General features: G+C 61.0%; 18 protein-coding genes and 1 pseudogene. 11 read left to right on the top strand and 8 right to left on the bottom strand.

Going from position 1 to position 21,593, the window contains the following annotated elements; all coding sequences use genetic code 11:
* Position 1: 1 nt before the first annotated feature.
* Together D1Y84_RS03165 and D1Y84_RS03160 are read right to left on the bottom strand one after the other, a co-directional pair.
* Positions 2-1,069, bottom strand: coding sequence for a glycosyltransferase family 2 protein (locus D1Y84_RS03165; protein ID WP_124847233.1), 1,068 nt, complete (start codon positions 1,067-1,069; stop codon positions 2-4).
* Entirely contained in the window at positions 1,056-2,444 is a 1,389-nt protein-coding gene (locus tag D1Y84_RS03160) for a lipopolysaccharide biosynthesis protein (protein WP_124847232.1), read from the bottom strand. The genes D1Y84_RS03165 and D1Y84_RS03160 overlap by 14 nt, the downstream gene beginning before the upstream one ends.
* A 176-nt stretch (positions 2,445-2,620) precedes the next feature.
* Here D1Y84_RS03160 and rfbC point away from each other — a divergent pair, with 176 nt between their 5' ends.
* Complete coding sequence (gene rfbC, locus D1Y84_RS03155; protein WP_124847231.1) at positions 2,621-3,175, top strand: dTDP-4-dehydrorhamnose 3,5-epimerase; 555 nt, start codon at positions 2,621-2,623, stop codon at positions 3,173-3,175.
* A gap of 105 nt (positions 3,176-3,280) precedes the next feature.
* Here the strand turns inward: rfbC and rfbD are convergent, their stop codons facing one another.
* The 4 genes from rfbD to D1Y84_RS03135 all read right to left on the bottom strand — a co-directional run bounded on the left by rfbD (position 3,281) and on the right by D1Y84_RS03135 (position 8,217).
* Positions 3,281-4,276, bottom strand: a complete 996-nt coding sequence (gene rfbD / locus D1Y84_RS03150; RefSeq protein WP_124847230.1) for a dTDP-4-dehydrorhamnose reductase — start codon at positions 4,274-4,276, stop codon at positions 3,281-3,283.
* 20 nt (positions 4,277-4,296) lie between these two features.
* On the bottom strand, positions 4,297-5,190 hold the full coding sequence (gene rfbA / locus D1Y84_RS03145) for a glucose-1-phosphate thymidylyltransferase RfbA (protein WP_124847229.1): 894 nt from the start codon (positions 5,188-5,190) through the stop codon (positions 4,297-4,299).
* A complete protein-coding gene (rfbB, locus tag D1Y84_RS03140; protein WP_124847228.1) occupies positions 5,190-6,284 on the bottom strand; it encodes a dTDP-glucose 4,6-dehydratase in 1,095 nt (364 codons plus the stop codon). Before rfbB ends, rfbA begins: the two co-directional genes overlap by 1 nt.
* Positions 6,285-6,363: 79 nt before the next feature.
* Positions 6,364-8,217 (bottom strand): capsule assembly Wzi family protein, encoded by a 1,854-nt coding sequence (locus D1Y84_RS03135; RefSeq protein WP_233581046.1) that lies wholly within the window; start codon positions 8,215-8,217, stop codon positions 6,364-6,366.
* 450 nt (positions 8,218-8,667) lie between these two features.
* Between D1Y84_RS03135 and D1Y84_RS18830 the strand changes: the two are divergent.
* Positions 8,668-8,979: pseudogene (locus D1Y84_RS18830) on the top strand (glycosyltransferase); the annotation flags it as partial.
* Positions 8,980-9,098: 119 nt separating this feature from the next.
* On the top strand, positions 9,099-10,130 hold the full coding sequence (locus tag D1Y84_RS03125; protein WP_124847226.1) for a glycosyltransferase: 1,032 nt from the start codon (positions 9,099-9,101) through the stop codon (positions 10,128-10,130).
* Positions 10,131-10,194: 64 nt separating this feature from the next.
* On the opposite strand, the gene D1Y84_RS03120 is transcribed toward D1Y84_RS03125, so the two are convergent.
* Positions 10,195-11,316 carry a glycosyltransferase family 2 protein gene (locus D1Y84_RS03120; RefSeq protein WP_199726345.1) on the bottom strand — a complete coding sequence of 374 codons (1,122 nt, stop codon included), beginning with the start codon at positions 11,314-11,316 and terminating at the stop codon, positions 10,195-10,197.
* A 433-nt stretch (positions 11,317-11,749) separates the two neighbouring features.
* On the opposite strand from D1Y84_RS03120, the gene D1Y84_RS03115 reads away from it, so the two are divergent.
* The 7 genes from D1Y84_RS03115 (at position 11,750) to D1Y84_RS18825 (ending at position 18,661) form a co-directional block, all read left to right on the top strand.
* The gene (locus D1Y84_RS03115; protein WP_158615287.1) at positions 11,750-14,197 is read left to right on the top strand and encodes an SLBB domain-containing protein; all 2,448 of its coding nucleotides are present in this window, start codon (positions 11,750-11,752) and stop codon (positions 14,195-14,197) included.
* Between the two features lie 412 nt (positions 14,198-14,609).
* Positions 14,610-14,768: a lasso RiPP family leader peptide-containing protein gene (locus D1Y84_RS03110; protein WP_124847223.1), complete on the top strand. Its 159-nt coding sequence runs from the start codon at positions 14,610-14,612 to the stop codon at positions 14,766-14,768.
* Positions 14,768-15,640 carry a hypothetical protein gene (locus tag D1Y84_RS03105; protein ID WP_124847222.1) on the top strand — a complete coding sequence of 291 codons (873 nt, stop codon included), beginning with the start codon at positions 14,768-14,770 and terminating at the stop codon, positions 15,638-15,640. Before D1Y84_RS03110 ends, D1Y84_RS03105 begins: the two co-directional genes overlap by 1 nt.
* Before the next feature lie 3 nt (positions 15,641-15,643).
* Complete coding sequence (locus D1Y84_RS03100; RefSeq protein WP_124847221.1) at positions 15,644-16,678, top strand: radical SAM/SPASM domain-containing protein; 1,035 nt, start codon at positions 15,644-15,646, stop codon at positions 16,676-16,678.
* On the top strand, positions 16,668-16,937 hold the full coding sequence (locus tag D1Y84_RS03095) for a PqqD family protein (protein ID WP_124847220.1): 270 nt from the start codon (positions 16,668-16,670) through the stop codon (positions 16,935-16,937). The genes D1Y84_RS03100 and D1Y84_RS03095 overlap by 11 nt, the downstream gene beginning before the upstream one ends.
* A 2-nt stretch (positions 16,938-16,939) precedes the next feature.
* Positions 16,940-18,145, top strand: a complete 1,206-nt coding sequence (locus tag D1Y84_RS03090; RefSeq protein ID WP_124847219.1) for a nucleotidyltransferase family protein — start codon at positions 16,940-16,942, stop codon at positions 18,143-18,145.
* A 30-nt stretch (positions 18,146-18,175) separates the two neighbouring features.
* Positions 18,176-18,661: a lasso peptide biosynthesis B2 protein gene (locus tag D1Y84_RS18825; protein ID WP_124847218.1), complete on the top strand. Its 486-nt coding sequence runs from the start codon at positions 18,176-18,178 to the stop codon at positions 18,659-18,661.
* Positions 18,662-18,673: 12 nt separating this feature from the next.
* Here the strand turns inward: D1Y84_RS18825 and D1Y84_RS03080 are convergent, their stop codons facing one another.
* The gene (locus tag D1Y84_RS03080; RefSeq protein ID WP_158615286.1) at positions 18,674-20,884 is read right to left on the bottom strand and encodes a TonB-dependent siderophore receptor; all 2,211 of its coding nucleotides are present in this window, start codon (positions 20,882-20,884) and stop codon (positions 18,674-18,676) included.
* On the opposite strand from D1Y84_RS03080, the gene D1Y84_RS03075 reads away from it, so the two are divergent.
* The gene (locus tag D1Y84_RS03075) at positions 20,866-21,570 is read left to right on the top strand and encodes a PA2169 family four-helix-bundle protein (RefSeq protein WP_233581044.1); all 705 of its coding nucleotides are present in this window, start codon (positions 20,866-20,868) and stop codon (positions 21,568-21,570) included. The two genes, D1Y84_RS03080 and D1Y84_RS03075, sit on opposite strands and share 19 nt — an antisense overlap.
* Positions 21,571-21,593 lie beyond the last annotated feature (23 nt).

The following is a 21,593-nucleotide window of genomic DNA, read 5'->3' as shown; positions in this document are numbered from 1 at the left end:
CTCACTTTCTAAACAGAAGATCTCGCAGAATATCGCCCAAGCCGGCAAACCTGAGGTGAGCAGCGCCTGCATGCTTTCGATAGCGCGATAGTGCTTTCAGGACGGGAATCAGCCTCGCCACGCGTGACCGAGGAAGTCGCTGGCGAAACTCAAGGAAGGCAAGAACCGCCTGGTACTGCCCGAGGCGAGCTGTGCCTTTTGCCGGCAGCTGCTGTTCGGCAAAGTGGCCGCACAACGCTCGCGCAGCCGCCGCCGCGACACCGAGGCGACTCCAATGGTTTACCTGCTCTCCCCAAAGCTGCATCCAGTCTGCTCTTGCTTTAGCTACGAGCGAAGGGTGCTGAACGGGACCAATCTGTTGGGCCGCGTGCTTTCGATAGCAGATCAGAGGCGCATTGATCTCCTCGATCTCAGCGAACAGGGGCGTGGCTGCAGCTATCCACTCGTCATGAATCCAGCCACGCCCGACGGGCAGGCACTGGTCCCGCAGGCTGGTCCTGAACATGGCCGTTGCCCCGGTAACAAAACGAGTCCTGAGGCACAGCGTGTAGTCCTTCTCGTGCAGTGCTCGCCTGGAGCTTTCCGCAAATCCGATGCTCTCCCAGAGCTTAGCCGGCAGTGTGCGCCCTTCCTCGTCGATCAACGTCGCATCAGAAAACACCAGGCCGGCTTCGGAAGAGGTGATCAGCTTTTGCTCCGAAACAGCCAGCCGGTCACGATGCCAGACATCATCCTGATCCGACAGGGCGATCAGATCGCCGGTACACAGGAGTATGCACTGCTCAAAATTCCTCGTAGAGCCGAGGTTCCCTTCGTTGACGACCACCCTCACTGAAAAAGGCGCATGCCGTGCGAATTCCTCAAGGAGCCGCAGTGTCTGATCCTGGGAGCGGTCGTCGCAAACAACTAGTTCGTCAGGCATCCTTGACTGGGCCAGGATACTTGCAAGCTGTTGCGGCAGGTAACGCTCCCCGTTGTATGTGCACATGGCAACGGAGATGCGGAGTGGCCGCTCGGGCGCATCGTCAACGGTAGTTGCCGCGCCCGTTCGCAGGCTAGTGGATTGCATGGGCTTCTGCCTCTTGAGGCGAGAATGGCGACTTCAGGTACTTCCCGCTCAACACGCGCCTCACCTCAAACTCCTGCGGTCCCAGCATAAGGATCAGGAAGGACAGGATTGTAGACAGGATGACTCCAACCGGGCCGAGCACCTTGACGAGATGGATCGAAAGAAAGAGATTGGCTGCTGCTGCGGCAACCGCTACCGAAGCTTCCAAACGAAGCCTTCCTGTTGCGGTCAGCACGATCGACTGGTTCGTTGTAGCGGAGACGAGTACTGCCCACAGCGCCATGCACCAGAGCAGCAAGGCCCCCGGAACCGCTGCAGGACCCGCCCAGATACGGATGATCGTTCTGCCGCCAAGTGCCATGGCAAGAGCAATGGCGCCCACCAACAGGAGACTGCCACGATTCGCCTTGCGGTAGATCCTGCGCATCCAGTCCAGGTCCCGGCGGTGATAAGCCTCGGAAAAAGCGGGCCACAACGATGGAGTCAGCAGGCCCTGCATCAGGCTCGCATAGCTGATGAGCCTCCAGGCTACGCTGTATGGCGTGACTTCGCTCGGCCCGAGATAGTGCGTAATGACGAGATTGTCCGATTGGAAGACGACGATGTTACAGAGCTGCAGGATGAAAAAGAGGAGGCCATCTCCAACAAAGCTGCGTGCCAAGGTAAGTTGGGCAAACTGCGGCAGAGGCTTGAGCGCCGGCTTGTGCCAGACAAAGAGCCACACGTTGAGCAGCGTGGTGCCGGTGAGCAAGGCAACGCAGAATGCAGCCATCAATGTGACGATGGAGCCCTTGGTCGCGACCACAACCAGGATGGCAACGAGCCCCAGGAAGTTGTTGATCATCGCAAAGTAGTTGGCGAGATGGTTTTGCTGGTAGCTGGACAGGACGCGATTCGCGAGGCTGAGCGGAAGTCCGACGAGAAAGAAGCAGATTGAGATACCGACGCATGCCTTGGCGCGTGCAACAAGCTGGGCATCCGCAAGATGGAAGATAGCGCCCCAGTCCGCGACGCGCCAGAAGAAGTAGGCGATTAGCCCGATGCAGCCGGCAACCAGCATGGTCAGCCAGAAAGCAGTGGCAATGTAGCGCTGTGCCTGCTCATCGTCTCGATCCGCATACGCCTTGGATACCAGGTTGGTCAGGGTGTTGGCAATGCCGAGGTCTAACACCGAGAGCATCACCACCGAGGTGCTGATGGTGACCCAGACCCCGTATTCCAGCTGGCCCAGGTAGCGCAGGGTGAGTGGCAGCGTGACAGCACTGATGAGCAGTCCAGCGCCGCGCCCAACCAGGCCGGAGAAGCTTCCGTGCAGAATGCTGGCAAGGCGTGGATCGTTCGCCAGCCGCTCACGGATCCTGTGGATCAAAGACAAGGTATCTCCTTCAACTCGCCGGCCATGCCCATTGTAGGCAGTTGTCGGTCGGGGAACAAACTGCCAAGCGCGCTGCGCTGACCCTTGGTTCCGGGCGCGCGTTTGCGATGCCGCCGCTCAGGGGGCTGCCCACAGCCGAGTTGATGGGTGCGTCGTATGTTTGCTCTAATCAGTGAGTGCAGATTCTGAACACAAGCCTTTCCGATGTAAAACTGCTGCAGCCCAAGCGTTTCAGTGATGAACGTGGATGGTTCGCCGAGGTCTTCAACAGCTCCGTTTTCGAGCAGGGTGCGCTGCCTTCTCGTTTTGTTCAGGACAACCAGAGCTACTCCAGGCAAGGTGTGTTGCGCGGCCTGCACTACCAGGTGCAGCAGCAGCAGGGCAAGCTTGTGCGTGCTGTTTCCGGACATATTTGGGATGTCGCTGTAGACCTCCGCCGGAATTCTCCCGAGTTCGGTAAGTGGGCAGGCTTTCACCTCACAGCCGAGGAGGGGAACATGCTTTGGATTCCCGAGGGCTTCGCGCACGGGTTCCTGGTGTTGTCTGCCGCAGCTGAGGTTCTCTACAAGACCACGAACTTTTATGCGCCCGGGGCCGAGCGCTGTGTGCGCTGGGACGATGCCACCCTGGCGATCGAGTGGCCGCTCGGGACGCTTGCCCGGCAGCCGATCGTCTCCGGCAAGGACGCTGCCGGCAGCCTGCTCCAGGACGCGGAACTGCCAGCCGTTTAGCGGCTTCCGGAGCACTCCGGCATTCGCTGCCAGCAAGATCTCACCAGGTACGATCCGTCGCAGCCACAAGCGCACAGGCATGCCCGCAGTCGGGACCAGCGTACGTTAGTCCCGGCCGGCCAGTGCTTCTGTGGTGCGGTACTGCGGTTCGCGCACGAGTTCTTCCATGGTCTCGCGCAGCGCCTTCTTCCAGGAAGGCATGGTGAACCCCAGTTTTTCGCTAAGCCGGGTGCACTCCATGCGAGAGTCCAAGGGCCGCTTTGCCGGCGTTGGATACTCAGCGGTTGTGATCGGTTTGAGCTTTGCGAAGTGCGGTGCGTGGCTTGCGCGCGAACCGCGCACAACCGCTTCCATCTCCATGCTTCGTGCAAGCTCGATGAACTCCATGGCAAAGCCATACCAGCTCGTTTCCCCGCTATTCGACGCGTGGTACAAACCACCGATGCGCTCCACCGCCGCGGGCAGCGACAATGCTTCATCGCGAGCCATGGCTTCCGATCGGAGCATCGCATGCTGTGTCAGCTCGGCCAGGGTACGTGCCGAGGTTGGTGCTCCAATCTGATCGGCAACGATGCTCAACTCGGCGCGTTCGCGCGCCAGCTTCAGGATGGTCAACAGGAAGTTCTTGCCGTGCGTGCTGTACACCCAGCTGGTACGAAAGATGAAGTGGGCAGCCATTGTGTCCGCCAAAGCTCGTTCGCCCGCAAGCTTGCTGCTCCCGTAAACGCCCAGCGGTCCGGTCGCGTCGTTTTCCTGCCGCGGTGCGCGTGCTGTTCCGTCGAAGACGTAGTCCGTGGAGAAGTGAATCACTGCTGCGCCGAGTGCGCGCGCTTCCTCTCCCATGATCCGCACAGCCTCGGCGTTCAACAGGAACGCCGTGTCTGGTTCTGACTCTGCGCGGTCCACCGCGGTGTAGGCCGCAGCATTCACAATCCAGCGCGGTTTTGTGCTGCGGATCATCCGGCGCGTTGCGTCCAGATCGGTGAGGTCCAGTTCGCTGCTGCGGGGAGCGATTACCTGCCATGTGCCTTGCAGCCGCGCAAGCGTTTCTGTACCCACCTGGCCGCTTGCGCCGAGCAGTAGAACAACATCTTTCTTCATGTTCATCGCACCGTGCACGTTCAGATATGTTGCTCTTCGAGCACGATCTGCTCTTTCAAAATGCGCTTCAGGTAATTGGCATAGCTGCTTTTACCGATACGGTTCGCCACGGCTTCGAGCTGTTCGCCGGTGATCCAACCCTGCCGGAATGCGATCTCTTCAGGGCAGGCGATCTTGAGGCCCTGCCGGTGTTCGATCGTATGAATAAAGTTAGCTGCTTCGAGCAGTGAGTCGTGCGTACCGGTGTCAAACCATGCGAAGCCGCGGCTTAACAGCTCCACGTTGAGTTCGCCGCGCTCCATGTACACGCGGTTCACATCGGTGATTTCAAGTTCGCCGCGATGCGACGGCTTGATCTGCTCCGCAATCTTTACAATCTGTTCGTCGTAAAAGTAGATCCCGGTGATCGCGTAATTCGACGCGGGCTTCGCAGGTTTCTCCTCGACGGAGATGACGCGCCCCTTCTTGTCGAACTCCACCACCCCGTAGCGCTCCGGATCGCTTACCGGGTAGGCAAACACAGTCGCGCCGTGGGTACGCGCGCCGGCGCTTTCCAGAATCTTGGGCAGATCGTGGCCGAAGAAGATATTGTCGCCCAGCACCAGGCAGCAGCCCTCACCATCAAGGAAGCTTTTGCCCAGTAGAAAAGCCTGCGCAAGCCCTTCAGGCTTCGGCTGCACCGCGTACTCCAGGTGGATGCCCCACTGGCTCCCATCGCCGAGAAGCTGCCGAAAGCGGTCAACGTCTTCAGGTGTGGTGATGATCAGGATGTCCTTGATCTTGGCCAGCATCAGGACTGACAGCGGGTAGTACACCATCGGCTTGTCATACACCGGAAGCAGTTGCTTGGAAAGTGCGTGCGTGACCGGATACAGCCGTGTGCCGGAACCCCCGGCAAGAACAATGCCCTTCATTAAGCACCTACGCTTTCACTGGTCGAGCGGTGCCCGTAGTTTTCCTGTAGCCAGTTCTGATACGCCCCGCTGGTTACATCTTCGGTCCACTTCCTGTTCGCGAGGTACCACTCTACAGTCTTCCTGAAACCGGTTTCAAATGTCTCGCGCGGCTTCCATCCGAGTTCTCGCTCGATCTTGCTCGCATCAATGGCATAGCGCCTGTCGTGTCCCGGGCGATCTTTGACCATGCGAACAAGTCCGGCATGCGGGCGATAGGGCGAGTTCGGCAGCAGTTCATCCAGTGCCGCGCACAGCGTATGGACGACCTCAAGGTTGGTGCGCTGATTGCATCCGCCCACGTTGTACGTTTCACCGACGCGGCCTTTGGCCAGGACTTCCCGGATTGCCAGGCAGTGGTCGCCCACGTAGAGCCAGTCGCGCACCTGCTGCCCGTCGCCGTACACCGGCAGCGGCTTGCCTTCCAGTGCATGCGTAATCATCAGCGGAATCAACTTTTCCGGGAACTGGTACGGCCCGTAATTGTTGGAGCAGTTCGTCAACAGGGTGGGCAACTGGTACGTGTGGTGCCAGGCGCGCACCAGATGATCGCTTGCCGCCTTGGAGGCAGCATACGGGCTGTTGGGTGCATACGCCGTTGTCTCTGCGAAAGCCGGGTCTTCCGGCTCGAGCGTACCGAAAACCTCGTCGGTCGAAACATGCAGGAAGCGGAACGAATCCCGATCTTCGCCGGTGAGTGTGTCGTAGTGCGCGCGAGCAGCCTGCAGCAGCTCAAACGTGCCGTGGATATTGGTGGCCAGAAAGGCGCCGGGTCCGACGATGGAGCGATCCACGTGGCTCTCGGCTGCAAAATGCACAACGGCGCTGAACCGGTGCTCGGCAAACAATGCTTTCAGCAGCTCGGCATCGGCAATGTCGCCGTGCACAAACGTATAGCGGGGATCGTGCTCGATCGAAGCCAGCGTCAGCGGATTGCCTGCATATGTGAGCTTGTCCAGGTTGACCAGCGGCCGCTGCTCCTCGGCCATCCAAGCAAGAACAAAGTTGCTGCCGATGAATCCGGCGCCGCCTGTGACAAGAATCGGTCGAAGCATGAACAAGTAGCCTTTCAGTAGGGAGGTTTTTCGATCCTGCGTCGTGAAGAGTGTGAACGAAGCGCGCGTGCGAAAGCGATCAATGATCGCTGGGCACACTCAGCTTTGGGAACCAGGTGAGTTGAAACGAGGCAGTGGTGTTGGCGTGCGTGCGGGGTGTCAGCTGCCGCGAGGTGTCGTAGATGGGTGCCTTCCAGCCTTCGTACTGTGCCTGTGCAGAGAGTTCGAGTTCCGGACGCAGTCGCTTCACGATGGAGACCCCGTATTCATCCTGCGTGGTGCCCCCGCTGACAAAGTCTTTAGCCGCTTTCACGCGCCGGTAGCTGGCCTGGATCTGTTCCTGCGGCGAGAGATGGTAGGTAATCCATGCCTGTCCACCTTTATCCTCGCGCCCAATGGCGTCTCCCATCAAGAGGCCCTTGTTGGTGTATCCCTGCAGTTGTACCCCTTCTGCATACAGAAACTGGCCCGCGGTGCTGCGACTGGTCGGCGGATCGGTGGAAACACCCTCCACCCGGATGTCGAGATGCTCCAGACGGGGCACCCGGGCCAGGTAGATGCCGGGCCGGACCGCAGCCCGCCGCGGCGCGCTGATCGGGCTCACATCGTCATGCGATAAGGAGTCTGAATAGAGGGTAACCCAATTGCGTAACCATGGTAACCGGTAGCTGAAGTCGAACGAACCGAAGCGCGCGCCCGGGTCCTGGCGCGTGAACTTCTCGGCAACCGGGATGTTCTGCACACTGGTGAACGAGCGCCAGAAGGATCCGATCGTGATCGGCACATGGCCGCGACCTCCCCAGATCACGGAGCGCTCAAAGCCTACCTCAACATTGGGCGTCGGCTTGAAGTTGATCTTCTCCACATGCATCCAGGGATCATTCGGGTCGGTGTGGCCTTTCAGGCTGCCAACAAAAAACTCGTAGCGAATGGGTCCAATCAGGGACGAGAGCAACGGGACCTTGAGTGGCTCTACCCGGTCAATCTGGAAGGCGTACATGGCCTCGGCATTGTTGCTGAAGGCGAACGCGCCCCCCTTGGCCGGTCCGAGCCAACGGTCCGTCTTGCCGAATGAGATTTGGTGCCCGATCAGGTTGTAGGAAACATTGGCTTCCAGGATCCGGAACACGTCCGTCTGTGCGATCGGGCCCAGCGGAATGGTCGCCTGGTTGGGATTGGTCGCATACGGCGTCTCATCCAGGGTCGCCAGTGTCGTGGCGAGGGCCTGGTTGTAGCCGGTTGCGCCGGGGGCGTGCTGGTACTCGCCGCGCGCGTAGAGCGACCAGCGCCCTCTGGAGGCGCCGCCACTCACACCCAGGATCCCGTTGTACCCCCGCTGGTACGGCCGGCCGTAATCGTTGATGATCGTCTGGCCCAGGTGGAAGCTGTCCCGCAATGGCAGCCCGCCGATGACCTCGGAGCGTGTATACACGCTTTCCACGGCGGCGCTCGGGCGGGATGGGTTCTGGTCTGCGCGCCATGTTTTATTGAAGGTGGCCGTCAGTGCGTCGTAGATCTGGCGCGCCTCTTCGCTGGGAACACCGCCGGCGGTGCCGCCGAAGGTGCGACTTGCGGAGACGATGCCGGAACCTTCAAAGCTTTCGGCCGAATCATCCAGCATATTTTCGACGGAAAGCCGCGTCCATGGTCTCAGGCCGAGATAGGCTGTATCCACATAGCCCAGGGCATGCAGGCGATCCATGGCGCCGTAGGTCCAGCTGTCAAGCGGAATGTAGGCGGTAAGCGGCAGGGAAGAAGGCTCAATAACCCGGCCACCCACGATCAACGGGCCTGCCTGTGTGGTGATCGCTGAAGCTGTACCCGGCGAGGCCACCTGCGGTGTGGATTGTGCGTTGGCTGCCAGGTTCCCGCAGAAAGAAGCGGCTGCAAGCAGCGGCCAAAGCCGTTTTTCAATCCATTGCAAGCGGTTCACCTTCTACTTCAGACCTGCCAGGAGTGCGGTTGGACCATCGCTGATCGAAATGGCTCCTGCGCGAGAGGTGAGCTACGGCTGCTCTCAGGGGTCTTCGCGCCGAGCAACAGCTTCAATGCTGCCCCATATCCTGGGCCATGTGCTTAACGGCACACAGCTTCGTTACTTGCTAGTATTACCACGAAAGAGTCGAAGCATCCGGTACGGGTGTGAGCCTCCTGCGCTTCTCACGCCCCGTGGTCAGGCTGCAGTGGAGGCATCCTGCAGGCGAACCAGGTTCGGGCGCACGGCCAATCGAGCAGGGCTTCACTGCCCCTAAAGAATGGCGGGTCTGCTGTACCAGGCACTGGCGCGGCCGGTGCGCAGCGCCAGCACCAACAATCGATACCAAAGAAAGACCCCGCTGGACATCCTTGAGTCTATGACGACAATGCCCCCCATTTGTTCGCAGTGATCGTGCTCTACAAGCAGAAACCGCAGGATTCGCCCAGCTACCGGAGCCTGCTCGACGCCCATGCCGCCAATCAAAGCAGCGGCATGCAGTTATCCGTTCTGCTGGTGGACAACACGCCGCGAGCATCCTCCGACATGGCTGCGGACATGGAATTGCTGGCCGACTTACCAGCCTGGGTGGAATACCTGCCTTGCCCTGAAAACCTTGGCTTGGCGAATGCCTATAACCGCGCTCTCGAGCGCGCATTGCGCAAGGGCGCGGAGTGGCTGCTGACGCTGGATCAGGACACGGAGCTCCCCCTCGATTTCCTGTCCAGGCTTGGGGCGATCATCGAATTGGTAAGGTCGACTCCCCGGGTGGCTGCGATTGTGCCGCAGGTCAGCGCCGGCGCGGTCAAGTTATCCCGAATTACTTTCTGCTTGGCGCCATGCCCCGCTGGTTTGCTGACGGCTACCGGGGAGTGCCGGTGCACCCTGTTTTTGCGTTCAACTCCGCATCGCTCGTGCGGGTGGATGCGCTGGCGCAGATGGGCGGATACGATCCCTACTTCTGGCTCGACAATAGTGATGCCCGCATGTTCCGCAACCTCGCGTTGTTGGGTAAACAGGTCTTCGTCGCTGGTGACATCCGCGTGCAGCATGAGTTCTCCATGAAGTCGATGCAGGAGAGCATGTCCCCATGGCGCTACCGGCAGGTGCTGCTTGCCGAGTCGGCCTTCTGGGATCGTGAAATGAACGTTCTGGCAGGCTTGGAACGCACGCTGCGCCTGGCGCTTCGGATGGTGAAGCATCGCCGTCGTGGAGATGCCAGGGAACTGCGCTCGATCACCGCGGCATTCCTTCGCCTGCGCTTGTTCCGGTCCCGCGCCCACAGGCAAGAGCTCTTCCGCAGATCGGTCGAACTGCACCTTGGAGCAGCCCTGCCCGGAACAGCCCTGCCACCCAGGCCACCCCGGGTTTCCATCTGCATCGCCGCCTGCAACGCGAGTTCGTATGTTGACTCGCAACTAGCCTCAATTCTCCCCCAGTTGGGTCTACAGGACGAGGTGGTGCTCGTTGACGACGGCTCTGCGGATGATACGGCTGAGCGCGTGCGCGGCCGGCAGGACCTACGCATCCGGGTCGTCGAACACGCCCGCTCCATGGGCACTATTCCCACCTTCGAGGCTGCGCTCCGAAATGCCACAGGCGACATCCTCTTTGTGGCACAAGGGACGGGGACTTGGGCGCCCGACACGGTCGCACGCTTCATGCGAGCATTCCACCAGCACCCAGCAGCCAAAGTTCTGCTGGGCGCATCCACAGCCGACCTTGCCGTGAAAGCGCTGCAGCCCAGGCAGTTGCAGCGTGGCAGCCGTTTTCGGAGCGCGTTCCTGCGGCTCCTGCGGAAAAACCGGGAACGGAATGAGGTGATGGCTCTGCGATCAGGAGTGCTGCAGCAGATCCTGCCACCGGCCTAGAGCCAAACCTCCCGCAAGGGCGCCTGACTCGGCAGGTTGAGAATGGAACCCGACGAGTCAGGGCCTAGCGAACCCTTTGCTGCTGGACTGGCGAGGTTCGAACCACCTCGGTGGCGAGTTCGGCGGGGCGTCGCAGTTCCTGCTTCGCCTGCAATGGATGGGGAATCATCTCAGTTACGCGCTGAGCGCTGCTGGCCAGCCACTGGTCGGCGCGTGCACCCTGGATCGGTGCCCGGGCAGACCGCTGATCACGTGCCGTGCACTCCGCCCTCCAGAAACATCCATTCATGCTGAGACGCCGGCGCATCGCGAGGCTGAGTTGCGCTTCCTTGCGCCCCAGGCGGTAGCCGATGAGCTTGGTCAGGGTGCGAAGCAGTGCTGACGGGATCAGGCTGGGCTCATGTTCGAGGAGGTAACGAAACTCCGAGATGACGAACCGCTTGCCTTCGCCATTGGCTGTGCCGAACATCTCAAGCATGAACGGTTCCCGCGCATGCGTCACGCCTACGTCGAAATAGCGCTGAAACTCCTGCGCAACGGTGAAGCCGTGCGAGTGGTACACGGTCGCCTCGGCTACGTACGCAGACTGCCAGCCCTCGATGTGCATGCGCCCGATCGCGATCGACTCTTCGCTGCAGATTGCACGTTGCGGAAAGCCGCCCACCGAGATCAGGGCGCTCCGGCGATACGCACAAAAGGAATTCGACGCGAAAATGGATTTGAAGCCCAGCGACTGCCTGTCGGCAAATGAACGCAGGCGTGACACGGGCGGGTAGTTGAAGAGTCGGGCATGGACCTCGACACTGCGCGCCTGGGGCCGGGGGAGTTGTCGTCCATACGCGGCGCCGACGGCTGGATTCTCCAGGGCCTTAAGCAGGATCCTGATCGCATCGGGCTGTGCGAGCACTGCATCCTGCGTCAAATAGACCAGGAACTCCGCTCCACGCTCCAGCGCAACCGCGACCTGGCGGGTGCCGCCGTGATCGAAGCTGTCTCGCGATATGGAATGTACCCGAAAGCCTGCGGCAGTCGCCTTCTCGAGTGTGCCGTCATTCGAGGCAGAATCAAGAATCAATACGGAGTGCGCGGGCAGGCCAAGATCTGCAAGGTTCTCAAGAAGCGCAGCGCTGAAGGCGTCCCACAGTCTGCCGGGGTTAAGCGTAGGAACGACGATGCAAACACGCATGCTTCTTAAAATCCTCTCCTGATAACCACCATAGCGACGAAATCCAGAAAGGCCGGACTCCCAAGTGGGCAACCGCATACCTCATCACCTACTGAGATGCTTGATTTGTAGATGCCCCGAAACCAGGTATTACCATTTACGCAGTGTAGAGCCCGTTACAATACTTCCGAGCCTGGAACCATTCCGGCAGGATGCCTCGACACACCCCATGACAAAGCTGCTTCGCCCCACTCTATACGCTTTCCTCGCCTTTCTGTCACCCGGGGCATCGCTGCTTTCCGGACAATCCCTAGATGGTAGCTCAAGTAACACAGGTCAGGTAACTTCGCAGGCGCAAACCTCCTTTCCACAGGTTCCAGCTGCGGCTTCTGGTGCTACCGAGCCTGGCTACGGCACTTACGCCCCGTATGCGGATCAGGCAGGTGGCCGGGGTATGGGGCAGAATGGCAGCGACCCGTATGGGGTGGAAGGCGCGTATCCGAACACAAGGCTGACGAACCCCGGCCAGCATGTCGATGCGGCTGGGCTCGACCGGCAGAATGGCACTCAGGGCAACCGTCCAGAACCCCAGGCGCCGCCGCCGCCCACCGGCTTCCAGGTACTGGTCCAGCAGACCACCGACCAATGGCTGCCGCTCTACGGGCATGATCTGTTCCGGGATCCTGGCACCTTTGCGTCGCTGCCGGACGCGCCCCCGACAACCGATTATGTGGTGTCCACGGGAGACCAGGTGCTGGTTCGCATGTGGGGACCGGTGACCATGAACGAGGCGCTCACCGTGGACCGCTCCGGCAACATCTACCTGCCGCAGGTGGGCACCGTCCATGTGGCCGGTTTAGCCTATGCTGCCCTAACAGGCCAGATCCGCAACGAAGTCAGCCGCGTATTCCGCAACTTCAACCTGTCGGTGGATCTTGGCAGGCTGCACTCCATCCAGATCTTTGTCACTGGTCAGGCCAGGCGGCCAGGCAGCTACACGGTAAGTTCGCTCAGTACGCTGGTCAATGCCGTCTTCGCCTCGGGTGGCCCTTCCCCAGTCGGTTCTTTGCGCAGGATCGAGCTTCGACGGGACGGCGCGGTGCTGACCACCTTCGATTTCTACGACCTGCTGCTGCACGGGGATAAATCCAAGGATGTGCACCTGCTGCCAGGCGACGTCATCTTTATCCCGCCTGCGGGTCCGCAGGTTGCGTTTGCCGGGCAGGTAAACGTTCCGGCGATCTTTGAACTGCGTGGATCAGAAACCCTGGGAGCTCTCCTGTCGCTTGTCGGCGGACCCACGGCTGTTGCTTCGGCAGCCGGCGTGTCCGTGGACCAGATTGTGCACCACTCCTTCCGCGAGGCCCGCACGCTGCCGCTCAACGCCGCAGGTCTTGCGACGCCTCTTCAGGACGGGGAACTGCTAATTCTCGGTAGCATCTCCAACCGCTTCGAGAAGACGGTGACGATTCGTGGCAATCTGGCCAATCCCGGTCGGTTCGCGTGGCACCCGGGCATGCGTCTGAGCGACATCATTCCGGAAAAGGCTGCACTGCTCACCACTCGCTACTGGGAGGTTCGCAATGCCGAAGGCACCATGCCGATGCACTTCGAGCCCCTGTCGAGCAACGCCAACATGCAGTACGCTCCCGGTCAGCAGGGGCAGGCGGCCCAGCCAGGTCAATTCGGTCAGTCTGGCCAGATGGGCCAGATGGGCCAGGCCGGGCAATCGAATCAGAACCAGCAGGCGTCTGCAGGTGTGCTGGACCGCACCCTCACGAACTCTTCCATAATGCCGCAGGGTAGTTCGACAAACAACCTGGGCAGATCAGTGAACAGCCTCCCGGAGGGAGGCGGTGTGCTCACGGCAGGCGCGGCCGACGGCGGCTCGAGTGTGCAGGCGAACCCGTCCGACCCGCGCATTGCTGTGGCTACTTCGCAACTCACCCGCGTGACGATCCCGGCGCCGGAAATTGACTGGACGTACGCCGTGATTGAGCGCACCAACCATGAAACGCTCAAGAACGAGCTTTTCCCGTTCGACCTGGGCAAGCTTGTCCTCGACCATGACCAATCGCAGAACTACCCGCTCGAGCAGGGGGACGTGGTCACCATCTTCTCGCAGGCAGACTTCAACGTGGCGCAGGAGCAGCTCACCAAGTACATCCGGATTGAAGGCGAGGTGGGGGGGGCCGGTGTGTACAGCGTGCGCCCCGGCGAGACACTGCAATCGCTGGTGGCGCGGGCCGGGGGGCTCACTCCGCAGGCTTACCTGTTCGGCTCGCAGTTGACGCGCGAGTCAGCAAGAGCGCTGGAGCAGCAGCGCCTGAACCAGTACGTCGACAAACTGTCCATGGAGATGGAGCGATCTGCTGCGAACGAGTCTTTATCCCTGGCCGGCAACGGCAACGATGCTTCTTTGCTCACATTGGAAGAGCGGATGCTCGGGCAGCTACGGCAGCAGCGGGCGACTGGACGCATCGTGCTCGACTTCAAGGTGGATTCGCAGGGAGTCGCATCCATTCCGCCGCTTTCTCTTGAGAACGGCGACGTCCTCCTGATTCCCAGCCAGCCCCAGGTTGTGAACGTCGTGGGCTCGGTACCCAGCCAAAGCTCGTTCCTCTATAAGCCCAAAGCCACGGTGAAGTACTACCTTGCGCAGGCAGGCCGCCCGGACCGCGACAGCGACCCCAAGCATGCGTTTGTAATCCGGGCCAATGGGTCCGTGCTCAGCCGCCAGAGCAGCGGCTTCTGGGGAAACACGTTCGACGGGCTTGAACTCGCCCCGGGCGATACGCTGGTTGTCCCGTCCAAGCTTTTCAAGATCAGCACGCTGCGCACGGTGCTGGCGGCTACCTCGGGCTTGTCTTCGCTGGCAGTCATCGGGGCCTTGGTCAATTAACGCACTCCAGCAGGAAAACAGCCGCGACTTCGGTCGCGGCTGTTTTTCGTTGCGGCCATCTTGACCCTCGTATCAGGATGGCTTTTGCCGCGGAGTGCCGTAGGGCGTTCGCGTCGCTTCCGGATTGCAAATGCTGACCGCCTCAAAGCCTGCGTGACGGAGCGTAGCGACGCGCCTCGCTTGTGAGCAGCAGGCAGACCACCGGTGCAGTTTCCGCGGAGGTAACTTGTAGCTCAGAAATAAGGCTTGCTAGCCATGTTACTAACTGGTACGTTTCGCTCAAGCAGGGGTAGGGGTACGCAAACCCTAAACACCCACGCGAGTAATACTTTCTTGCGGCTTTGTACTGCATCAGACAGAGACCCAGCTATGCAGCGACCAATATTCCACTTACAAACAAGGAGTCCGAGTGATGCCTATGGAAAACCCGAATCGTTTAGAAGTCGAAGCAGGGAAATTCAAGAAGAAACTCTACGTCGCGCCGTCCCTCGTGGAGTATGGGGATGTCAACAAGCTCACCCAGGACGCCGATCCAGCCATAATCCTCAGCGTCACGCTTATCACCACTTAGTGAACAGCATCGCGTTTGGCGTAGAGATCGCCAGCAATATCGATCTGGGGCCACTGCCGGAAGCAGTTCCGGTGTTTCCGGCTGTGGTGTTCCGCCATCGGCAGGTGCAGCACCTGGGAGGTTCGGTGTTGGCGGATGCGAGCTTCCAGACCCAGGGCAGGGTTCTCTCCTTTGCCCACAGCGGAGCACGGGCGCGCTCGCGCGTGCAGGACCTACTGCAATTTTCCATTCACCTGCAACGCGGCCTGATTCTATGCACGTCCACTGCGGACGCGACGCCTGAGCTCGTGCGCTACTGGTTTCTGCAGAAGGCTTTGCCGCTCTACCTGTTGCTTAGCGGATACGTCGAAATGCTCCATGCCAGCGCCATTGCCGTCGGGGATCGCGTAGTCGGATTCCTTGCTCCATCCGGCACGGGAAAGAGCACGATGGTGCACCACTTTCTGTCTATGGGGCACGCGCTGATTGCCGATGAGCACCTGATGGTGCTGCCTGGCACAACCACGGTTGTCCCGACCATTCCTTACCTGCGACAGAGGCGGATCGCCGAGAGCCTTGGCGACTGCGCTGCTGCATACTGTGCAGCCCCGCGACCGTTGCAGGCCCTGTATCTTCTGCAGCGCGCCGGGAAACAAGAGCCTGTGCGCATCGAGCAGCTTTCCGGCGCAGCTGCCGGCGTGTCGCTCTGCATGCAGAAGCAGTTTGAAACCAGGCTCTTCTATAAGTCCGACACATTGGCACACGTTCCCCCGCTGCGGCTCAAGCGGCTGCTTGCCTTGGCAGAGACCGTACCCGTGAAACGGATCCATGTACCACGCGATATGGCAAGGCTGCACGAGTGCTACGCCGCCATTCAGAAAGACCTTGAGTAGCCCATGCTGCAGTACCAGACGATCGGTTTCGTGTACACGCGCACCTGCCCGCTCTCGTGCAGGCATTGCATCATTGAGTCCTCGCCGAAGGCACAGGGCAAGATGAGCAAGCGGGCAGCCGAGCAGTACCTCACGACCATCGCCCGCTTCAGCAAGCAGGTGTGCTTTAGTGGGGGCGAGGCGTTGCTTTACTACCACGAAGTCGTCGACCTTATCCGGACCGCGAAAAGCCTGGGCCTGCTGACGAGCGTTGTTTCCGGAGCAGGCTGGGTGCGCACCGACAAGGCACACATCGCACGCGAGCGCGTGCTGGGGCTCAAAAACGCGGGCCTAGACAGCGTCTGCCTCAGCTGGGACCAGTATCACGAGGAGTTTTCTCCGCGCGAGAACGCCGAGTTGCTAGCTGCGCTGGTGGTGGAGCATGGAATCGCACTCACCATACGGGGAGTTGCGCCGGCCACCCAGCCCAAGCCTTACCCGACCTACATGTTTGACCAGCCGGCCGAGTTCCGTAACCTGGTGCAGCTTGGCTCCGCCCGGCAACTGCCCGCCGCGCACTTCTTCGCTTTTGAGGAGCCGCCCTACGGCACCTGCGACACCGTGTTATCCCCGGTGATCGAACCCGATGGCAACGTGTATGCCTGCTGTGGTCCGTCCCGCTTCAGTCATGAGAGTTCACCGCTCGTGCTGGGTAACACCAACGAAGAGACCCTGGACGCCATTCTTGATCGCGGGATGCGCGATCCTCTGCTGCGAGCCTTGAACCTTGTGGGCCCGCGCGGGCTATACGAACTGCTGAAAGCCACCCCTGAGTATGCGCAGTTCTTTCGCAAGCGGGATCACTACGGCAGCATCTGCAATGTGTGCATGGACATGACCGATGTTCCTGAAATCGTTGCGGCCCTGCGCGCGCGCATGAGCGACATGGAAGGCAAGGCGATGCTCGCGGCTGCGGAGATCAGGCACAAACTGGGTCGCGTTCAGAACTTACCTGCGCCGGCACCCCGTAAGTTACAGGAGGCTCATCATGTTGGCTGATATGCACCTCGTCATTTCACCCCATGTGTTTTCGCAAAGGCTCGGAGAAGAAACAGTGCTGCTCAACGCAGACAGCGGCGCCTACTTTGGCTTGACGCCGGTCGCCAGTCGCGCCTGGGAACTGATGCAGGAGGGTGTTGGCACCAGGGAGATCCTGGCGAAGCTGGAAGCCGAGTTCGACGCACCGTCCGCACAGATCGAGCAGGATCTGGAGGTATTCCTGCTGAAGCTGCGCGAAAAAGAACTGGTCGCTTTCTGATCATGCCCGCGGACTTGTCTGCACGCCCGGAGATGCAGTTCCTGCTCGCACTGTTATCTCAGGGCGCGGTGGGTTCAGGAGTCTCCGAACCAGGTGAAGAGACACCGCTGGATGGCACAAAGCTTCGCCACCTGGCACGGACGCATGGTGTCACGACACTGGCGAACGCACGGCTCGGTGAGGGGCGGTGCGCGGGCCTGCTGTCGACCACTGTTCGCCAGCAGCTTGCCCAGGATGCGCGGGAGTCCTCCTTCTTGGCCATGGCACAGGTGGCTGCGCTGGCGCAGATCCAAGCTGCGATGGACGAAGCGGGGGTGCCGCTGATCGCGTGGAAAGGCCCATCGCTGTCCGCGCAGCTTTATGGCAGTTACGCGCTGCGCGCCTCGTGCGATCTTGACTTCCTGCTGATGGCAAAAGATGTGCCCGAGGCGATCCGGATTCTTGCGCCGCTGGGCTTCGAGTTGGTCTCCTCCTTGACCTCGAGCGCTGCCGCTGCGCGGGCCTGCAAGCTCCATTGCGAAGTGCATCTGCACCGCAAGCACGACCGCGTGCACCTGGAGTTGCACGACGAAGTGATGCCGCGCATCTACGGCCGCTGGATGCCCATGGAAGGGTGCATGCGCCGGTCCGTGTGGCTCGCGCTGGATGCGCATACGCGGGTTCGCACGCTGGCAACGGATGACCTGTTGCTGTCGCTTTGCTCGCATGGCACCAAGCATGGCTGGGACTCTCTGAAGTGGGTGTGCGACGTGGCGGGTTTTCTGGCGCGCTACGGGGAAGCGACAGACTGGACAGGATTGCTGGCCGATGCCCGAAAGGCGTCTGCCCTGAAGTCGCTGCTGGTGGGGATCCGTCTGGCGGTCGAGGTACTTGGCGCCACCGAGCCGGAGCCAGTGCAGCGCTGCACCTATGCCGAAGCCGAGGTGCGGGCGATCGTGCGGACCACCGCACGGCGGCTCAGCAGCGGCGACACCACGCGGTTGAACAAGCGGGAAACCCTGTCGAGCGCCCTGAACACTGTGCCCACACGCTCCGCGCGGGCCATGTACCTTGCGCGCCGCATCACCACGGTTACGGAGCACGAGATAGAAGCGCTCCCCCTGCCGACCGCTCTGTACCCGCTGTACTACCCGCTGCGCGCACTGCGGCTGACCGGGAAGGGTATACGCGCCGGCTGGGAACGCCTTGGCGGAGCCACGAGCAAGTAGCGATACTGCATTACGCAGGGGAAACGCGCCATGGCTGTTCGGAAACGAAGAGGGTCGCTGCTTTCGCCACGACGCTGGTTGCTGCTGGCGGAGAGCCTAGTGGCGCTTGCGTGTGCGCGCGTGGGCCTGCGTTGCATGCAGGTGGCTGCGTTGAGCGCCACGGGATGTCGCGTGTGCGCAAAGCTCCGTATCGATTCCCAGCAGATCTCTCCACAACAGGCAAGGGAAGCAGCAGCGTGGGTGCATCGCGCAAGCAGGCTGATCCCGGGAACACAGTGCCTGCCGCAGGCGCTGGCGACACAGTGGTTGGTGGCCCGGCGCGGGGGATTTTGTACCTTGCATGTGGGCGTGGCCCGGCGCGACTCTGCTTTTCGGTCGCATGCGTGGGCGACCATGGGCGATGCAGTACTGATCGGTGGCGGCAATGCACCCCGACTCTACCGGGAGATCCTGCGAGTGGAGGGTGCAGCGCCAGCCGCACGTCCTGATACAGCGCCTGCGGCCTGGTCCCGCTAGCTCGCCGACTCGCTAAAAGGTATAGCGCACACCAAAGTCCGGGTAGATCGGCATCTGGCTCACCTTGGTAAAGGCGCCATACTCGGCGACACAACCGGGGATACCCACACACCTTGGCTGCCACGCAAGCCCCTCGAAGTTATCGCGGTTCAGCGTGTTGTTGACCCCGGCGTAAAGGTACGCCTGGTGCGCGCCAAGGCGAACAATCCTGTCAAACTGAAGATCGAGCCGGCTGTATGCCGGGCCGCGATCCGCGTTCAGCGCCGTGACATCGTAAATGCCACGATCCTGCTCCAGCGAGGGCTGCAGAAGGTAGGGAGTGTACGGGCGTCCCGAGGTCTGCTCATACCGCGTGCTCGCTTCGTAATGCGCACCCGAGCGCCAGATACCAAGCACGTTCACAACCAGCGGGTAGTCGAAGTTTCCCGGCCTTTTGACGCCATCGAGCCCCGCGTACTGCGTTTTTGCGTAGGCCACATTGCCCAGCAGGAATAAGTGCGATCCGAAACGCTGTTCGGTACTCAGCTCGATGCCTTGTGCCACGCCACGCCCGCGGCTGACCATGGGCAGCCAGATGAACTGCTGCCCCAGCGTATCGACCATGTTGGCCAGCGACAGTTGCGGAAACTCGGTGGATACCGGGTAATCGCGGTAGTCCTTTCGGTAAGCCTCAACGCGCAGGAAGCTGTGCGTGCTGCTCCAAAGGTCACCGCCAACGATCAGGTGCCGAGCGCGGATGGGCGCAAGTGAACGACTGACGGGGAAGGCAAAGAAGTAGATCGAGGGTGGAAGCTGCGCGTACTCACCAAAGGCTGCGTGCACGGCCTGGTGCTCCCCGAGCCGATAGCTTGTTCGCAGACGCGGCGTGAGCCTGGTGCTTCCATCGAGCGAGTACGTCTGCTCGCGGGCTCCTCCTGTGATGTTCCAGCGATCCGATGCCTGCACAGAAAGCTCCGCATATGAGCCGGTCGCACCCGTGGCATTCTGCGCCAAGAATGAGGTGGCGTCGCTCGCCTCCGGGTTCGTTGAAAGCGGCGACAGCTGCCCGTTAGGCTGCATCACGTTGTAGTGGACGCGGTTCAGCTTCGCCTGCGACCCGGCACTGAGCAGCATCGTGCGGCTGATCTCGACCCTGGTGTCGTACTGGAGCAGGGTCATGCCGTCCGCGTTTCTCTCCCGGTAGAGCGTCGGGTACGAGGCGCTCAGGGTCGTCTTGCCGCAGGTCGATGCAGCCCCGACACCTTCGGCTGTCTGTTGTTGCTGGTCGATGTCCGAGCCCTGTTCGGAGTCGCTGAGGGACAGCGACGTCGTTGTTCTGGCAGACGCACTGCGGCTCCAGCGGATGCCGTTGGTTGTGCGCCATCCGCTGTACTGGGTCTGTACCAGGTTGGTTTCCCACGGGTCGGCAGAGCACGGGTTAATTGCAATCGAATCGGAACCGCTCAGGCTCAGGAAGGACAGTTCGCCGCGATCGCCGAGCTTCCAGTTGCCTTCACCCATCATGTTGGTGAAGGTCGGCACGCCATTCAGGCCCACATCGTTTGTGACCATGTTGAGCAGGCTGTGGTGACCGGAGATCAGCACATCGCCCTGGCTCCCCAAGGGACGCTGCAGCAGGCCACCCAGGCCTACATAGCCGACCTGTGCCTCGCCATGGGTCTCTGCGCTGGGGCCCAGTTCACGCGGCGCAATGCTGAGTACGGACGAGAGCCGCTCATCGTAGGCCGCCCCATAGCCACCGCTGAGCAGGTCCACATGGCCGATGGTCGCGGTGTCGACCATGGAGTTCAGGCCACCGGTCGACCCTTGGCTGGTGATGTGGTTGATGTTGGGCACCTCGAACCCGTCAAGCAGGTAAAGGTTCTCGAGCGGGTTGCCCCCGCGCACCAGCACATCGTTGCTGACATCACTGTTGAAGACCACCCCTGGTAGCACTTGCGCATAGCGGGAAAAGTCGCCGTAGGTGCCCGCCGAGGCTTGCACATCAGCGGCCTCGGCTCGAGAGGACGAGGCTTCGCGCTGGGTATTTGTATCCGTGACCTGGATGCTGGTGCCGACCACGGCCGGCCGGATCATGCTGCCGCCACGTGCCGAGGGCAGGTGCGTCACGTCTTCATCCGCACCGGCGAGCAGGGCGGCGGGTGCACCGATCTTGCCGCCACTGGCAACAGCATTCTGCGCCTGACTGTTGCCCAGGGACAGGCATGAAAGTTCAAGGCACAAAAAGGCTCTCATCATTCGCGGCGATACAGGCATGCTGGCTCCCAAAGGGTGTTTGCCAGGAACACTGCAACCCTGTTGCCGAATGGAGTGCTGCGGTTACCTGCGTCATCGCCTGGTTCGGGCCCACCCCACGAAATGTGGTGGCTCGGCCGGGCAGCCTCGTGCAGCAAGAATCAAGACCTCGCTTTGGCCGCTGGCTGCATCTATGCAAAGGGAGAACGAATATGGCTGAAAATATTGATCACGAAAAAGTAAAAGCAACGTTGAGCAAGTTGGTGGATGTTTTGAAGGACAGCCACAAGGGCTTCACAGAGCTGGGCAAGCACATCAAGGACGAGCCCACGCGCCTGTTTTTCCTGAAAGAAACGCAGGAGCGGGCCAACTTCGCAGGTGAACTGGAGAACGAACTGCACCGCCTCGGCGTGGCCGATGTGCACCAGAGCGGCATGGTTTCGGGCACCCTGCATCGTGCATGGGGCGAGCTCAAGGCGAACCTGGGCGGCGGCGATCACGCATTGCTGGCCACCGCCGAGCAGGGCGAAGATGTAGCCAAGAAGGCGTACAAGCTGGCACTGGAAGAGCATCTCCCGGCGGACATCCGCGACGTGCTCACCCGTCAGCAGACGCATATCGTTGCCTCGCACGATCGAGTCCGCGACCTGCGTGACGCCAAGGTTTCCTCATAACCCTGAGCTGGATGAGTCGATGA

This window comes from Acidipila sp. EB88 (assembly GCF_003858395.1).
GTDB lineage: Bacteria > Acidobacteriota > Terriglobia > Terriglobales > Acidobacteriaceae > EB88.
Note: the sequence above shows the minus strand (reverse complement) of the source record. Positions and strands in the feature narration are given on the sequence as shown.

Excerpts from the sequence above, each read along its gene's own strand:
- D1Y84_RS03095 (WP_124847220.1), top strand. The coding sequence starts at position 16,668 with ATGTTGGCTGATATGCACCTCGTCATTTCACCCCATGTGTTTTCGCAA.
- D1Y84_RS03100 (WP_124847221.1), top strand. The coding sequence starts at position 15,644 with ATGCTGCAGTACCAGACGATCGGTTTCGTGTACACGCGCACCTGCCCG.
- rfbB (WP_124847228.1), bottom strand. The coding sequence starts at position 6,284 with ATGCTTCGACCGATTCTTGTCACAGGCGGCGCCGGATTCATCGGCAGC.
- D1Y84_RS18825 (WP_124847218.1), top strand. The coding sequence starts at position 18,176 with ATGGCTGTTCGGAAACGAAGAGGGTCGCTGCTTTCGCCACGACGCTGG.
- D1Y84_RS03125 (WP_124847226.1), top strand. The coding sequence starts at position 9,099 with ATGCCCCGCTGGTTTGCTGACGGCTACCGGGGAGTGCCGGTGCACCCT.
- D1Y84_RS03110 (WP_124847223.1), top strand. The coding sequence starts at position 14,610 with ATGCCTATGGAAAACCCGAATCGTTTAGAAGTCGAAGCAGGGAAATTC.
- D1Y84_RS03075 (WP_233581044.1), top strand. The coding sequence starts at position 20,866 with ATGAAAGTTCAAGGCACAAAAAGGCTCTCATCATTCGCGGCGATACAG.
- rfbD (WP_124847230.1), bottom strand. The coding sequence starts at position 4,276 with ATGAAGAAAGATGTTGTTCTACTGCTCGGCGCAAGCGGCCAGGTGGGT.
- D1Y84_RS03115 (WP_158615287.1), top strand. The coding sequence starts at position 11,750 with ATGGGGCAGAATGGCAGCGACCCGTATGGGGTGGAAGGCGCGTATCCG.
- D1Y84_RS03120 (WP_199726345.1), bottom strand. The coding sequence starts at position 11,316 with ATGCGTGTTTGCATCGTCGTTCCTACGCTTAACCCCGGCAGACTGTGG.
- rfbA (WP_124847229.1), bottom strand. The coding sequence starts at position 5,190 with ATGAAGGGCATTGTTCTTGCCGGGGGTTCCGGCACACGGCTGTATCCG.
- D1Y84_RS03090 (WP_124847219.1), top strand. The coding sequence starts at position 16,940 with ATGCCCGCGGACTTGTCTGCACGCCCGGAGATGCAGTTCCTGCTCGCA.
- D1Y84_RS03165 (WP_124847233.1), bottom strand. The coding sequence starts at position 1,069 with ATGCAATCCACTAGCCTGCGAACGGGCGCGGCAACTACCGTTGACGAT.